This is a genomic window from Fictibacillus marinisediminis (assembly GCF_023149135.1).
Classification (GTDB): domain Bacteria; phylum Bacillota; class Bacilli; order Bacillales; family Fictibacillaceae; genus Fictibacillus_C; species Fictibacillus_C marinisediminis.
Genome location: NZ_JAIWJX010000002.1, coordinates 1,938,539 through 1,952,540, shown reverse-complemented (window position 1 = coordinate 1,952,540; position 14,002 = coordinate 1,938,539). Strand labels below are relative to the sequence as shown.

15 protein-coding genes are annotated in these 14,002 nt (G+C 44.2%); all 15 read right to left on the bottom strand.

Features of this window, described 5'->3' with window-relative positions; translation table 11 throughout:
* Positions 1–19 precede the first annotated feature (19 nt).
* The 15 genes from LCY76_RS10570 to LCY76_RS10500 all read right to left on the bottom strand — a co-directional run bounded on the left by LCY76_RS10570 (position 20) and on the right by LCY76_RS10500 (position 13,997).
* Positions 20–1,732 (bottom strand): proline--tRNA ligase, encoded by a 1,713-nt coding sequence (locus LCY76_RS10570; protein WP_248252606.1) that lies wholly within the window; start codon positions 1,730–1,732, stop codon positions 20–22.
* A 20-nt stretch (positions 1,733–1,752) separates the two neighbouring features.
* Positions 1,753–3,030, bottom strand: coding sequence for an RIP metalloprotease RseP (gene rseP, locus LCY76_RS10565; protein ID WP_248252605.1), 1,278 nt, complete (start codon positions 3,028–3,030; stop codon positions 1,753–1,755).
* A gap of 16 nt (positions 3,031–3,046) precedes the next feature.
* Positions 3,047–4,195: a 1-deoxy-D-xylulose-5-phosphate reductoisomerase gene (locus LCY76_RS10560; RefSeq protein WP_248252604.1), complete on the bottom strand. Its 1,149-nt coding sequence runs from the start codon at positions 4,193–4,195 to the stop codon at positions 3,047–3,049.
* 23 nt (positions 4,196–4,218) lie between these two features.
* Positions 4,219–5,013, bottom strand: a complete 795-nt coding sequence (locus LCY76_RS10555) for a phosphatidate cytidylyltransferase (protein WP_248252603.1) — start codon at positions 5,011–5,013, stop codon at positions 4,219–4,221.
* Between the two features lie 15 nt (positions 5,014–5,028).
* Complete coding sequence (gene uppS / locus LCY76_RS10550; RefSeq protein WP_272885595.1) at positions 5,029–5,787, bottom strand: undecaprenyl pyrophosphate synthase; 759 nt, start codon at positions 5,785–5,787, stop codon at positions 5,029–5,031.
* A gap of 86 nt (positions 5,788–5,873) precedes the next feature.
* Positions 5,874–6,431, bottom strand: coding sequence for a ribosome recycling factor (gene frr, locus LCY76_RS10545; protein ID WP_053354467.1), 558 nt, complete (start codon positions 6,429–6,431; stop codon positions 5,874–5,876).
* Positions 6,431–7,156 carry a UMP kinase gene (gene pyrH, locus LCY76_RS10540; RefSeq protein WP_053358273.1) on the bottom strand — a complete coding sequence of 242 codons (726 nt, stop codon included), beginning with the start codon at positions 7,154–7,156 and terminating at the stop codon, positions 6,431–6,433. The genes frr and pyrH overlap by 1 nt, the downstream gene beginning before the upstream one ends.
* Positions 7,157–7,252: 96 nt before the next feature.
* Positions 7,253–8,137, bottom strand: coding sequence for a translation elongation factor Ts (gene tsf, locus LCY76_RS10535; RefSeq protein WP_248252602.1), 885 nt, complete (start codon positions 8,135–8,137; stop codon positions 7,253–7,255).
* Between the two features lie 101 nt (positions 8,138–8,238).
* A complete protein-coding gene (gene rpsB, locus LCY76_RS10530) occupies positions 8,239–8,964 on the bottom strand; it encodes a 30S ribosomal protein S2 (RefSeq protein ID WP_053354469.1) in 726 nt (241 codons plus the stop codon).
* Between the two features lie 175 nt (positions 8,965–9,139).
* The gene (locus LCY76_RS10525; RefSeq protein ID WP_248252601.1) at positions 9,140–9,568 is read right to left on the bottom strand and encodes a DUF6115 domain-containing protein; all 429 of its coding nucleotides are present in this window, start codon (positions 9,566–9,568) and stop codon (positions 9,140–9,142) included.
* Positions 9,569–9,596: 28 nt separating this feature from the next.
* Entirely contained in the window at positions 9,597–10,364 is a 768-nt protein-coding gene (locus LCY76_RS10520) for a FliA/WhiG family RNA polymerase sigma factor (protein ID WP_248252600.1), read from the bottom strand.
* Positions 10,365–10,390: 26 nt separating this feature from the next.
* Entirely contained in the window at positions 10,391–10,879 is a 489-nt protein-coding gene (locus LCY76_RS10515; RefSeq protein ID WP_248252599.1) for a chemotaxis protein CheD, read from the bottom strand.
* Positions 10,872–11,513: a chemotaxis protein CheC gene (locus LCY76_RS10510; protein ID WP_248252598.1), complete on the bottom strand. Its 642-nt coding sequence runs from the start codon at positions 11,511–11,513 to the stop codon at positions 10,872–10,874. Before LCY76_RS10510 ends, LCY76_RS10515 begins: the two co-directional genes overlap by 8 nt.
* Complete coding sequence (locus LCY76_RS10505) at positions 11,513–11,980, bottom strand: chemotaxis protein CheW (RefSeq protein WP_248252597.1); 468 nt, start codon at positions 11,978–11,980, stop codon at positions 11,513–11,515. The genes LCY76_RS10510 and LCY76_RS10505 overlap by 1 nt, the downstream gene beginning before the upstream one ends.
* 22 nt (positions 11,981–12,002) lie before the next feature.
* Positions 12,003–13,997 carry a chemotaxis protein CheA gene (locus LCY76_RS10500; RefSeq protein WP_248252596.1) on the bottom strand — a complete coding sequence of 665 codons (1,995 nt, stop codon included), beginning with the start codon at positions 13,995–13,997 and terminating at the stop codon, positions 12,003–12,005.
* Between the last annotated feature and the right edge of the window lie 5 nt (positions 13,998–14,002).

The following is a 14,002-nucleotide window of genomic DNA, read 5'->3' as shown; positions in this document are numbered from 1 at the left end:
ATAAGTCATCCCCTGGATGCTAGCGCGCTAGTATTTCGCGGCGGCTTTTAACGGCCTCCACTAGTTCTGAAACATGAATCTCGGCAACTTCACCGGTTTTTCTGATTTTCAATTCCACAATTCCTTCGCCTGCTTTTTTTCCTGCAGTGATGCGAATTGGAATTCCGATTAGATCAGCATCGGCGAATTTGACACCTGCACGCTCTTTTCGGTCATCATAAAGACAATCATAACCTGCATCCTTTAACTCATCATACAGTTTTTCACTGAGACTTGCCTGAATGTCGTCCTTGCTGTTGGCCGCAATGAGATGCAGATCAAACGGAGCAAGTGAAACTGGCCAGATGAGGCCTCTTTCATCGTTGTTCTCCTCTGCTACAGCAGCAAGTGTACGTGAAACCCCAATTCCATAGCAGCCCATTGTCATGATCTGATTTTTTCCGTTCTCATCAAGAAATGCTGCGTTTAATGGTTCACTATAGACTTGTCCGAGCTTGAAGACATGCCCCACTTCAATTCCTTTTGCGAACCGGATCGTTCCATTTCCGTCCGGTGAAGCATCACCTTCCTGGATGAAACGGAGATCAGCATATTGAGAAACATTGAAATCTTTACCAGGATTCACATTTTTATAGTGATAGCCTTCTTCATTAGCACCAATGACGGCGTTCACCATATACTCAACCGCTGCATCTGCGATGACCAACACATCCTCAGGTACTGAAACAGGGCCGATATTGCCCGGCTTGCAGCCCATCATAGCTTCTGTCTGCTCAGCAGCTGCCAGTTCCACTTGTTCTGCACCAAGCGTATTTTTAACCTTGATATCATTTACCTCATGATCTCCGCGGACAAGAACGAGTACAGGTTCATCGTCTGCCATAAACAGAACAGATTTGATGATTTGACCTGATTCTACATTTAAATAGGCAGCCACTTCTTCAATGGTTTTTGCATTATCGGTTTGAATTTTTTCCGATTCTTTTTTTGCTTCATCAGATGTTTCATAAACCGCGCTGACAGGAGCCATTTCAATGTTCGCTGCAAAATCGGAATCGGTAGAATAAGCAATCAAGTCTTCACCAATCTCAGAAAGTACCATAAATTCATGATTGTCTTTTCCGCCAATCGCTCCTGAATCTGCAAGGACCGCTCTAAAGTTTAAACCGCATCGGCTGAAAATAGCTTTATAGGCTTCCTTCATTCCTTCATAGGTATCATCCAGGCTTTCCTTGTCAGCATGGAAAGAATAGGCATCTTTCATGATGAACTCGCGGCCTCTAAGAAGCCCGAAACGAGGACGTTTTTCATCTCTGTATTTTGTTTGGATCTGAAAAAGATTAAGTGGCAGCTTTTTATAAGATTTTACTTCATCGCGAATCAGGCTCGTGATGACTTCCTCATGGGTTGGACCAAGCGCAAATTCACGCCCGTGACGGTCTTTTAAACGCATAAGTTCCGGGCCATAGGAATACCATCTTCCTGATTCCTGCCATAGTTCAGCAAGCTGAAGCGCCGGCATGCCAAGCTCATTGGAGCCTGCATTCTCCATTTCTTCGCGAATGATTGCTTCTACTTTATGAAGTACCTTTTTCCCTAAAGGCAAAAACGAATAGATTCCAGCTGCATTCTGACGGATAAAACCCGCTCTGAGCAGCAGCTGATGGCTGACAACATCCGCATCTGCCGGAACTTCTCTTAATGTTGGTGCGAACAACCTGCTTTGCTTCATCTCTCCACCTCAACTAAAACTTATTGATCAATTTTATCTAAAAAGAATTTATGAATATCATTCCATGTAACGACCAGCATCAGGAGCATCAGAAACGCAAATCCGATAAAATGGACGAGCCCTTCTTTCTGCGGATCGATAGGTTTTCCTCTTAATGCTTCAAGTGCCAGGAATAGGAGTCTTCCGCCGTCTAGTGCGGGCAGCGGCAATAGATTAAAGATGGCCAGGTTGATGCTCAGTACGGCCGCCCACTGCAACAGCATAGGAATTCCGCCCTCTGTTGCTTTATTCGTATACTCGTAAATTCCAACCGGTCCGGAAAGCTGATCAAATCCATGTTTTCCGGTAATCAGGTCACCTAGGCCAATAAAGATCATCTTCGTCATGAACCATGTCTGTTTTGCTCCGTAGGAGACAGAACCCAATAAAGAAAACTCAGTGGACGGATAAGCTCCGATAAACCCTTCCTTGTTCCCTTTGTTATCCATATCCCTTTCGCCTGGAGTGACTGGCTTTTTAAGAGTCTGTCCGTTCCGGTTAATTTCAAAGGTCAGTTCTTCTCCCGGATTCTGTTGTATGAATGAAACTAGCTCTTCCCAGTTACTTACTTTATCACCGTTGACCGAAACGATCTTATCACCCTTCTGCAGGCCGGATTTTATGGCAGCTCCATCCGGTGCCAGATTACCCAGCCTCGCTTCTTTCGTCGGGATGCCCTGAAACAGTGAAAAACTCATCAATACGATGAACGCAAGCAGCACATTCATGAACGGACCGGCAAAGATTGCGAGCGTCCTCTGCATGAGCGTCTTGGAACCAAACTGTCTGTCATACGGCGCGATCTGCATTTCCTGGTGGTCAGCTGCATACATTGCTTGCGGATCTACTTTATAGATAAGACGTTCGCCTTCCTCATTTTCAAATCCGCGGATAATCAGATCCCTTTCCAGATCAGCACTTTCTATCGTTATGACTTTTTGAATCTCATATTTTTCTTTATGGTTCACGATAATCTTCTGTACATTGCCTTCCGGGTTAAAGATCAAACCAACCCTGTAGCCCGGTTTAAGCTCGATGCCTTCAGGATCTTCCCCAGCCATTCTTACAAATCCGCCAAGGGGGAGAAGGCGAACCGTATATGTCGTTTCGTTCTTCTTGAATGCAAAAATTTTAGGACCGAACCCGATGGCAAATTCTCTGCATAGAATGCCCGCTCTTTTGGCGAGAAGCAAATGGCCAAGTTCATGAAAGAACACAAGTGCACCCAGGATAATAACGATGGCAATGACTGTATTCATAACCTTTTACCCACCTTTAATTTAGTAATGACTGAACATACTGCCTTGTAAGTCTATCGATTGCCTGTATCTCTTCCAGCGTTGGCCGTTGGATGAACTCATGCTGCTCCATAGCCTTTTCAATAATATCTTCAATCCTTAAGAACGGAATCTTCCGGTCTAGAAAAAGTTGAACAGCTTCTTCGTTTGCGGCATTCATAGCTGTTGTCATCGTACCGCCTTTCTCACCGGCAATGTATGCCAGCTTCAGGCAGCGGAACCGTTCCTGATCCATCTTTCCAAAGTGAAGTTTGCTTAATTCCCATAAGTTTAACCTTTTGGATGAAGGCAGTTCAAGTCTGTCGGGATACGTAAGAGCATATTGGATAGGAACCCTCATATCAGGGTTTCCAAGGTGAGCCAGTGTGCTGCCGTCCTTGTACTCTACCATAGAGTGTATGATGCTTTCTTTGTGTAAGATGACGTCTATTTTTGAATACGGGATATTAAACAGCCAATGTGCTTCAATAACTTCTAATCCTTTATTCATCATCGTAGCGGAATCAATGGTGATCTTGGCACCCATCGACCAGTTTGGATGGTTCAGCGCTTGATCTACTGTTACATCAGCCAGCTGGCTTCTCGTATAATCACGGAAACTTCCGCCGGAAGCCGTCAAGATCAGGCGTTCGATCTGCTTGGGATTTTCTCCATTCAAACATTGGAAGATCGCTGAATGCTCACTGTCCACGGGCAGAATTCGGACACCATGCTTTTCTGCAAGTTCCATCACGATATGCCCCGCCGTCACGAGAGTTTCTTTATTCGCGATCGCAATGTCTTTGCCGGCTTTTATTGCATGGATGGTAGGCAGGAGCCCTACACTCCCCATCACAGCGCTGACGACGATGTCTGCTTCGGTCGCAGCAGCCGCTTCGATTAAGCCTTCTTCTCCAAAAACGATGCGGAAGCTGTTCCCCAGCTTCAACCGAAGACGGTCAGCATCCTCCTTTTTCTGGACAGCAATCACTTCTGGCTCAAACTTATGGATGATCTCCAAGCCTTTTTCCATATTCTTCCCAAAAGAAATGGCTGTTAACCGAAACTGCTCAGGGTGCTGCTCGATCACATCAAGAGTCTGTACTCCTATTGAACCTGTAGCACCCAACAAACTGATTTTTTTCATAGATTACTCCTTGTCCTTTTCTCTTAAGCAAGCAAGTGCAGAATATGCAGGAGAGGAAGAACGAACAGCCAGCTGTCCGTACGGTCTAAAATCCCGCCATGCCCCGGCAGCAGATTGCCAGAGTCCTTCACCCCGTAATGCCGTTTAAAGGCAGACTGCGCGAGATCCCCGATTTGTCCAAAAATACCCGCGATAACCGCCATTAAAATGACTACTGAGAGCGTAAAAGGAATAAAGTTAAGCGCATAGCACAGCAAACCTACAGCAATGCTGGTGATAATTCCGCCTACAGCCCCTTCCACGGTCTTATTCGGGCTGATTACAGGCCATAGTTTTGTTTTCCCTACCGATTTCCCTGTAAAATAAGCGCCCGAATCTGCACCCCAGATCATGAATAGGATGAAGAATAAGATCGGCAGGCCTTGGTCCATCAGCCTCGTTTCAAGAATATAGTGAAATCCATATCCAACATACAAAGAAGAGAGAATGACGAATCCAGCATCATCAAATGTAAATCTGTTCTTCGTTATAACCGTTACCACCAGGATCAGCAGCAAAGCAAGAACAATCGGTTCAGCACCTGAGAAATAGCCAAGATACGTTTCTTTCCAATTTTCAGGAATAACGGTCGCCAGAGTCAGCAGCAGTCCGATAAGCCCCTGAACAGACAGAATCGTTATCTTTTTCATTCTAAGCAATTCTTGTAAACCAATCACTGCCAAAGCGATGATAACGAGAGTAAAGGGCAATTTGCCGTAAACGGTAACTCCTATAAAAAGAAGAGCGGCAATAATACCCGTGATGATACGTTCCTTCATAAATCCTCCTTCTTATTATACACCGCCATAACGCCGACCGCGATTTTGATAGTCGTAAATGGCTTTTTTTAAATGTTCCTCAGTAAAATCGGGCCAATTGATGTCGGTAAACCAAAATTCACTGTAAGCCAGCTGCCACAGCATAAAATTGCTGAGACGGACTTCACCGCTTGTTCTGATGAGCAAATCAGGATCAGGCAGGCTTGCACTCATCAAATACTGGCTGATCAGTTCTTCGCTGACGTCCTCCTGCTTCACTGCACCTTTGCCGATGTCTTGGATAATTTGAGTAAGAGCGGTTGTAATTTCGTTTCTGCTTCCGTAATTCAAGGCAAAATTCAAAACGAGTCCCGTGTTGTTCTTTGTTTTTTCAATCGCCTCATCTACAGCCTGAATGGTATGTATCGGCAATACTTCTTTATGCCCCATGATCGTAACGCGCACATTCTGTTCAATCAGTTCAGGCAAGAAGCTATTCAAGAATTCACCGGGCAGCTTCATAAGAAAATCCACTTCATCCCGCGGACGCTTCCAGTTCTCTGTTGAAAAAGCATAAAGTGTAAGAACTTTTACGCCTAGATCACTGGCGTGCTTGACCACTTTTTTAACAACCTTCATTCCTTCATGATGTCCGGCAACCCTTGGGAGACCGCGCCGTTTTGCCCAGCGTCCGTTGCCGTCCATAATAATAGCGACATGAGCGGGTATTAAATCATCTTTTATATCCATCACAGATTTTTCGTCTTTTTTCCAGAATGTAATTCTGTCAAGCATGGCAGAGCCCCCATTTAGTCCAGACTTAACAAAAAAACCCCCTGTATAAAGAGGGCTTTTCTTATTTTATTTTACATGGAAATCAATTATACTTCCATGATTTCTTTCTCTTTATTTACAGCGACAGAATCTACTTCGCTAATGTATTTGTCTGTAAGCTTCTGTACGTCCTCACTGTAGCGGCGCAGTTCGTCTTCTGTGATCTCACCGTCTTTTTCTGATTTTTTCAAATCATCGTTGGCATCACGGCGAACGTTTCGAAGAGCTACTTTTGCTTCTTCACCGTATTTTTTAACGAGCTTAACGAGTTCTTTGCGTCTTTCTTCTGTCAGAGGAGGAATCGCAATCCTGATCACTTGGCCATCATTAGAAGTCGTCAGCCCAAGATCAGATTTTTGAATCGCTTTTTCAACATCATTCAAGGCGGATTTGTCATAAGGCTGAATGACCAATAGACGGGCCTCCGGCACAGATATTCCCGCTAACTGGTTAATCGGAGTCTGTGCTCCGTAATAATCGACATGAATACGATCCAAAAGCGCAGGGTTAGCTCGGCCGGCACGTATAGTTGAAAGTTCACGCTGAAAAGATGAAATGCCTTTTTTCATTCGGTCTTCTGCGTTTGTCAAAATTTCCTTTGCCATTAATTATTCCCCCTAATCGTCGTTCCGATTTCTTCACCTATAACTACACGCTTAATGTTGCCCTCTTCCATGATGGAGAACACGATAAGCGGTATATCATTGTCCATACATAAAGAAGAGGCTGTTGTATCCATTACTGCAAGTCCTTCTTTCAGAAGATCAAGGTAGGATAAAGTATTGTATTTTACAGCTGTTTGATCAATCGTCGGGTCAGCAGAATATACGCCATCCACATTGTTTTTAGCCATCAGTATGACTTCAGCTTCAATTTCCGCAGCGCGTAGAGCAGCTGTCGTATCCGTTGAAAAATATGGATTTCCCGTTCCTGCTGCAAAAATAACAACACGTTTCTTTTCAAGGTGACGAATAGCTTTTCTGCGAATATACGGTTCAGCTACCTGACGCATTTCAATTGAAGTCTGTACCCTTGTCTGAACACCGATGTTCTCCAGGCTGTCCTGCAACGCCAGGGAGTTCATAACGGTCGCAAGCATTCCCATGTAATCAGCGGAAGCACGATCCATTCCCATTTCACTTCCCGCTTTGCCTCTCCATAGATTACCGCCGCCAACAACTACAGCAACTTCTACACCAAGCTCAACGATATCTTTGACTTGGTTGGCTATGGACTGAATGACAGCCGGGTCAATTCCGCTGCCTTTTCCGCCGGCAAGTGCTTCTCCGCTTAGTTTTAGGACTACTCGTTTGTATTTTGAAGTACTCATAATTCCCTCCGTATCCATCACCTTATTATAGCTTGCTTCTTCCCGTTCTGAAAAAAAGGGAACACACTGTGCTCCCTCATTCTGCTTTTCACTGCATTACTTTTTAACTTGAGACATTACTTCTTCAGCGAAGTTATCTTCGCGTTTTTCCATTCCTTCTCCAACTTCAAAACGAACGAATGCTTTTACAGTTCCGCCTTTAGAAGCCACATATTTACCTACTTTTTGATCTGGGTCTTTGACGAAAGACTGGTCGTTCAAGCAGATCTCTTCGAAGAACTTGCCAAGGCGCCCTTCTACCATTTTAGCAACGATATTTTCAGGCTTTCCTTCGTTTAGAGCTTGTTGAGTAAGAACTTCACGCTCACGCGCTACTTCTTCTTCGCTTACTGCATCACGGGAGATGTAGCGAGGGTTGACTGCAGCTACATGCATAGCTACGTCTTTCGCAACTGCTTCGTCAGTAGTTCCTTCTAGTACAGAAAGTACGCCGATGCGTCCGCCCATGTGAAGGTAAGCTCCAAATGCGGCATTTTCGCCTTTTTCAATGATTTGGAAACGGCGAAGGGAGATTTTCTCTCCAATTTTAGCGATCGCATTGTTTAGGTAATCGTTAACGGAAATGCCTTCACTTTTGATTTCTGAAGAAAGTGCTTCTTCTACAGAAGAAACGTTCGCTTCAAGTAGGTGCTTAGCAAGCACAGAGATCAATGCTGTGAAGTTTTCGTTTTTCGCAACAAAGTCAGTTTCTGAGTTCACTTCAAGGATTACAGCTTTGTTTCCGTCTACAACAACAGAAGTTAAACCTTCTGCAGCGATACGGTCAGCTTTTTTAGCTGCTTTCGCGATTCCTTTTTCACGAAGGAAGTCGATTGCTTTTTCCATGTCACCGTTTGTTTCTGTCAAAGCTTTTTTGCAATCCATCATCCCCGCGCCTGTTTTTTCGCGCAATTCTTTTACCATTTGAGCTGTTACTGCCATAATGTAATTCCTCCTTTGGTTTATGTAAAGCATGTTGACTTTAGCATTAAAAAAGGGCGTGAAAGGGCTTATCCCCTCCATCACCCTTCTGTTTATATTGCTTATGCAGATGTTTCTTCGTCGTTTTGAGCTTCTTGCTCTTCTCCGCCTTGGTTAGCTTCGATAATAGCATCAGCCATTTTTCCAGTCAGAAGTTTTACTGCACGAATCGCATCATCGTTACCAGGAATCACGTGATCAACTTCGTCAGGATCACAGTTTGTATCCACGATAGCGATAATAGGAATGTTCAGCTTGCGAGCTTCTGCTACAGCGATTCGCTCTTTGCGAGGATCTACGATGAATAGCGCATCTGGAAGGCTGTTCATTTCTTTGATTCCGCCCAAGAACTTTTCAAGACGATCCATTTCCTTTTTAAGAAGAATAACTTCTTTTTTAGGAAGAACATCAAAAGTCCCGTCTTCTTGCATTCTTTCAAGTTCTTTTAAACGGTTGATACGTTTGCGGATAGTTCCGAAGTTTGTTAATGTTCCACCTAACCAGCGTTGGTTGATGAAGTACATGCCAGAACGAGCTGCTTCTTCTTTAACAGAATCCTGAGCTTGTTTTTTAGTACCTACGAAAAGAATTTTACCGCCGTTTGCAGCGATGTCTTTCATTACGTTGTAGCACTCTTCAACCTTTTTCACTGTTTTTTGAAGATCGATGATGTAAATGCCGTTACGCTCAGTGAAGATGTAACGAGACATTTTCGGATTCCAGCGACGTGTTTGATGTCCAAAGTGTACGCCGGCTTCCAATAGTTGTTTCATTGAAATAACTGCCATGATGGCACCTCCTGATGGTTTTGTTTTCCTCCGCCTGCTTCGCCTTTAGCCAAAACTGCAAATATGCAGCACCAATGGTTAAATCCGCAGACGTGTGTGATTAACACCGAAAGTAACTATACCATACTTCGGCACAGAGTAGCAAGATAAAATATAATTTCTTGTCGATAAATCCTTATCTGGCTCCATGAAACTTTAAGATCAGCTCGATCTCACCCTTGCCCCTGTCAAGCATTTTCGCAATCTCACCTGCAGTATAGCCACTTTCCGCATAATTTAAAACATCTTGATGCAAAATGGCGTCCTGAATGTTTTCTGTTGCGGCAGCTGGGCTGCTGTCCTTGGCATCCTCTATATGATTTTCAGCAGCAGGCTCGGTTTTTACAGGGCCTGTGCCGCAGTTTTCTTTGATCAGGTTCATGATCTCATCGTTCTGTTCTTTCATCTCGCTGGCATAGGCAAGGAGCAGATCTTCAAGCTCTCTTTTTACCTGTTCATCCTGAAGAGCAACTCCACCGCCGCTCTGTTTCTGCCATAACACGGCAATCAAATAAAAACATAATACATTCAGCACTAAGCTGACAGTTGTTAAAAAATACAGCATGTGATCCCCGCATTCTGAAAAAGAAATTTTATAAATACCGTTTTAACACCTGTCTTAGCCGGAAAAGAGCCTTGGAATGAATTTGAGATATCCGTGAAGTTGATAATCCGAGCACTTGGCCGATCTCTGTGAAAGTCAGTTCTTCGAAATAGAATAAACTGACCACAAGCTGTTCTTTTTCATTCAATTCCGTGATGACTTCTGCCAATTCCTTATGCAGTTCGGACTGTACGATCTCTGACTCTGGAGACAGACCCTTTTTATCTTCTATTGTATAGCCGATCTTTTCTTTGCTCTCACTATCCCTGTTATCTTCATCGATGGAAAGTACATTCGCAAAAAAACTTTCGGAGATGACGGAATTCACTTCGTCTTCTTCAATTCCAAGTTCTTCAGCTACTTCAAAAGAACTCACCGTCCTGAGATTCTGCTGTTCGAGCTTCTCGATGGCCGTTTCAATTCTTTTTGTTTTTTCCCTCAGCGACCGCGGAAGCCAGTCCTCTTTTCTCAACCCGTCAAGTATTGCTCCTCTGATCCGAAAGGAAGCATACGTGTCAAATTTAAGATCCCTCTCGGGCTCGAATTTTTCCAGAGCATCAAACAAGCCGAGCATGCCCAGGCTCTTTAACTCGTCGCGGTTAACGTTCTTTGGCAGACCGACTGAGATTCGCTGCACATGGTATTGAACCAGCGGCATATACGCTCTTAAAAGTATATCCCCGGCTTCGCTGTCCCTGTCTTCATGCCATTTTTTCCACGTTTCCTGCTCTTCTACAACAGAAGATGAAGATGTCATGCCTACTCCCCCTGAATTTCAGTTTTTTAAATGATGAACTCTTTTTGGTGTACGGTTTTGATCAGCAGCTCAAATGTGTCTGTGTTAAACTCAATCGTTCTTCCTTTATCTCCGCCCGTATCCTCAGCGACCAGCGGTATCCCTAAATCCGCCAGTCCGCTCTTCACGGCTTCCACATTTCTCGGGCCGATCCGCATGGATTCCTGGCCTGAAGAAAATTGAAACATCTGCGCACCGCCTGCTATTTTAGCTTTCAGCCGGATCTTCCTGACACCTTGTATCTCCATATTTTTCACAAGAGCTTTTACTGCCGTATCTGCAAACTTTCCTTCATTAACTTCAGCTGTTCTTGACATTGATGAATCCGGCAGCATGACATGCGCCATACCTGCCATCCTTGTTATCGGATCATAAAGGATAATGCCTACACAAGATCCAAGCCCGGTTGTCCGGATAAACGCGGCCGGGCCTCCATAGGAGATTTCTGCTATGCCAACTTTAATCACTTCACTCATGCAAAGGCACTCCAAGCGCATCAAATATTTTTTCAAACGAATCAGGATCAGGCAGCAGAAAAAAGTATCCGTGTATACTGTCCGAGTGCATGTTTTCCGGTTCGGTAAGTGACGTGTTAATAATAATTGCGTAATCACTTGATTTCGATATTTCAATCAATCCATAGCCGAGGATAGCACCTGCCATATCTATACTCAGTGATGGAACAGATGGCTGTATGTTCATTCCTGTAAGATCGGATAAGGCGGACAGGTAAGATCCGGAAAGGATGTTGCCCGCCTCTTGCAGGGCAGACAGGGTCAGTTCGGAATACACACCTTCAGCCGGGTCATATGGTTCTCCGGCTAACATATGGCTGACAAGCTTTTTTGACTGATTCAGGGGAAGCATGAAGAACATCGATCCTGGAGCGTCACCAAGCATCCGCAGGTAGACTGCAGCCACAACCGTTTCTGTTCCTCCAAGAAGTTCTGTCATCTCCTGAAGGGAGACAATATTCACTGAAGGAACCCTCATATCTACGGTTTTCCCGAGAAGTTCTGAGAGAGCGGTAGCCGCATGCCCTGCGCCTATGTTTCCGACTTCCCTCAGTACATCCAAGTGAAAACCCGTCAAGCGTGCATATCCGGCCATTATCCCAGATTACCGATTAAATGTAATTGTGTGACTTCTTCTTTGTTCAGCACTTTGTCTAACTGAAGTAGAATCAGCAGTCTATCCCCAATCTTAGCAACACCGTCCAGATATTCTGCGTTTATTCCGCCTGCCACCTCTGGTGTAGGCTCAATATCCGCAGTTGGAATGTCAAGCACATCATTGGCTGAGTCAACAATCAGGCCGACTTCCATCTCATCCGTATTTACAATAATAATTCTCGTGTTCTCATCCGTTTGTTTTTCTTCCATTCCGAATCGGCTGCGAAGATCAATAATCGGGGTTACAATTCCTCTAAGATTAATCACACCTTTTACAAACCCGGGAGTTCTTGGAATTCTTGTAATATGAGAAACTCGCTCTATCGATTTCACCTGGTGTACATCTACGCCGTATTCTTCGTTTTCTAATTGAAATACAATAACTTTTATCTCTTGTCCGTTCATGTCATACTACCTCCGTATATGGTTATTTTATAAGTGCGTTACAATCTAGAATAAGAGCAACTTGACCATCACCCAGTATAGTTGCGCCCGAAACTGCAAAGACGGATGCCAGGTAATTCCCCAGCGATTTCAAAACAATCTCCTGCTGGCCGATCAGGGAATCCACAGCAAGCCCCGCCATCTTGTCTCCTTTTTTAACAATGACTACAGAACTTCTGTCCTTTTCATCCCAGCCCGGTCCAGGCACTTCAAACAGTTCGCTCAACGAAATAAGCGGAACTACTTTGCCCCTGAAATCAATCATTGGCTGATGATGGACGGTCATGATATCGCTCTTTTTTATCAGCGCCGTTTCTATAATAGAAGAAAGAGGAATGGCATACGTTTCTTCCCCCGCCTTCACGAGCATGGAAGAAATGATGGAAAGCGTCAGGGGAAGCTGGATTGAAAATAAAGAACCGCTGCCTTCCCTTGAATCTACAGTGACGAAACCGCCTAACGATTCAATTTTATTTTTCACTGCATCTAAGCCGACCCCTCTTCCAGATATGTCAGAGATAACGTCCGCTGTTGAAAAGCCAGATGCGAACAATAATTCAAAAACTTGTTTATCCGTGAAATCTTCTGATAATTCCCGGTTTACAATTCCTCTCTCAATGGCACGTTCGAGTACTTTGTGCCTGTTAATTCCTGCTCCATCATCTTGAATTTCGATAAACACATGATTTCCGCTATGGTACGCCCTAAGATGGATCGTACCGATCTTGCTTTTTCCCGCTTCAGCCCTCTTTTCGGGTTTCTCGATTCCATGGTCAATGGAATTTCGCAGCAGGTGCACAAGCGGGTCACCGATCTCATCGATCACCGTCCGGTCAAGTTCTGTTTCTGCCCCTGTTATCTCAAGAGAGACTGATTTCCCAAGGTCTTTTGCCAATCCCCGTATCATACGCGGAAAGCGGTTAAACACCTGGTCTACCGGCACCATTCTCATGTTTAAAATGATGTCCTGCAGATCAGATGAAATTCTCGACATCCTTTCGACCGTTTCATTTAAATCATTGCTTTTCAAATCTTTTGATATCTTCTCAAGGCGTCCCCTGTCGATGACCAGTTCCTCAAAAAGGTTCATCAGGCGATCCAGCCGGTCTATGTTAACTCTGATTGTTTTACTTCCGGCAGATGAAGATGTTTTTTGAGCGGGCTCGCCCTTCATATCAGCTCCAGTCTTTTCTTCCTCCGGATCCGCCTCTTCTGCTTCGTTCTGAACAATGTGTTCTGCCATAATACTTTCTACTGAAACCTTATCAATCTCAGACACCTTCAAAAGGTTGTTTTGAATGGTCTCAGGCTGTTCTTTTGAGATGAGGGTTACTTGAAATTCCCGTTCGAATTTTTCCTGTTCGATTAGATCTACCGAAGGGACTGATTTCACCACTTCACCCATCTGTTCCAATGTTTCAAATGCCATGTACGCCCTTACGGCTTTTAGCAGACAATCATCGCGAAGTTCAACAGATATTTGGTATACGTGAAAGTTTTGCTCAAGTGACTGTTTCATGATCGTCAATTCATATTCATCAAATATCGCTTGTCCTGCCTTGCTCTGTTCTTGTTTATTTTGAGGAGGCTCCTCGCTCTTTCCAGACTCGATGGCATGAAGAAGGCGTACGATATCTTCCACGTCTTTTTTTCCATCTCCTCCGTTGCCAATGGATAACACCATCTCTTCCAGGTGATCAATGGAAACGAACAAAGCGTCCAGGATTTCCTGCGTAACGGTCAGCTTGTGATTCCTTATGCCATCGAGCACGTTTTCCATAATATGAGTCAGGTTCGCTAGATCTTCATAACCCATTGAAGCAGACATACCTTTCAGCGTATGGGCTGAACGGAAAATTTCCTGAACGATCGATAATTCATCAGGCTGTTTTTCTAAAAGCAGAACCTGTTCATTCATTGATTGTAAATGTTCTTTACTTTCTTCAATAAAAATATCCAAGTATTGACTCATTTCCATCTGGT

What these genes read in the sequence shown, in the direction of transcription:
- LCY76_RS10570 (WP_248252606.1), bottom strand. Translation starts at nt 1,732, where the DNA reads ATGAAGCAAAGCAGGTTGTTCGCACCAACATTAAGAGAAGTTCCGGCA.
- rseP (WP_248252605.1), bottom strand. Translation starts at nt 3,030, where the DNA reads ATGAATACAGTCATTGCCATCGTTATTATCCTGGGTGCACTTGTGTTC.
- LCY76_RS10560 (WP_248252604.1), bottom strand. Translation starts at nt 4,195, where the DNA reads ATGAAAAAAATCAGTTTGTTGGGTGCTACAGGTTCAATAGGAGTACAG.
- LCY76_RS10555 (WP_248252603.1), bottom strand. Translation starts at nt 5,013, where the DNA reads ATGAAGGAACGTATCATCACGGGTATTATTGCCGCTCTTCTTTTTATA.
- uppS (WP_272885595.1), bottom strand. Translation starts at nt 5,787, where the DNA reads ATGCTTGACAGAATTACATTCTGGAAAAAAGACGAAAAATCTGTGATG.
- frr (WP_053354467.1), bottom strand. Translation starts at nt 6,431, where the DNA reads ATGGCAAAGGAAATTTTGACAAACGCAGAAGACCGAATGAAAAAAGGC.
- pyrH (WP_053358273.1), bottom strand. Translation starts at nt 7,156, where the DNA reads ATGAGTACTTCAAAATACAAACGAGTAGTCCTAAAACTAAGCGGAGAA.
- tsf (WP_248252602.1), bottom strand. Translation starts at nt 8,137, where the DNA reads ATGGCAGTAACAGCTCAAATGGTAAAAGAATTGCGCGAAAAAACAGGC.
- rpsB (WP_053354469.1), bottom strand. Translation starts at nt 8,964, where the DNA reads ATGGCAGTTATTTCAATGAAACAACTATTGGAAGCCGGCGTACACTTT.
- LCY76_RS10525 (WP_248252601.1), bottom strand. Translation starts at nt 9,568, where the DNA reads ATGCTGTATTTTTTAACAACTGTCAGCTTAGTGCTGAATGTATTATGT.
- LCY76_RS10520 (WP_248252600.1), bottom strand. Translation starts at nt 10,364, where the DNA reads ATGACATCTTCATCTTCTGTTGTAGAAGAGCAGGAAACGTGGAAAAAA.
- LCY76_RS10515 (WP_248252599.1), bottom strand. Translation starts at nt 10,879, where the DNA reads ATGAGTGAAGTGATTAAAGTTGGCATAGCAGAAATCTCCTATGGAGGC.
- LCY76_RS10510 (WP_248252598.1), bottom strand. Translation starts at nt 11,513, where the DNA reads ATGGCCGGATATGCACGCTTGACGGGTTTTCACTTGGATGTACTGAGG.
- LCY76_RS10505 (WP_248252597.1), bottom strand. Translation starts at nt 11,980, where the DNA reads ATGAACGGACAAGAGATAAAAGTTATTGTATTTCAATTAGAAAACGAA.
- LCY76_RS10500 (WP_248252596.1), bottom strand. Translation starts at nt 13,997, where the DNA reads ATGGAAATGAGTCAATACTTGGATATTTTTATTGAAGAAAGTAAAGAA.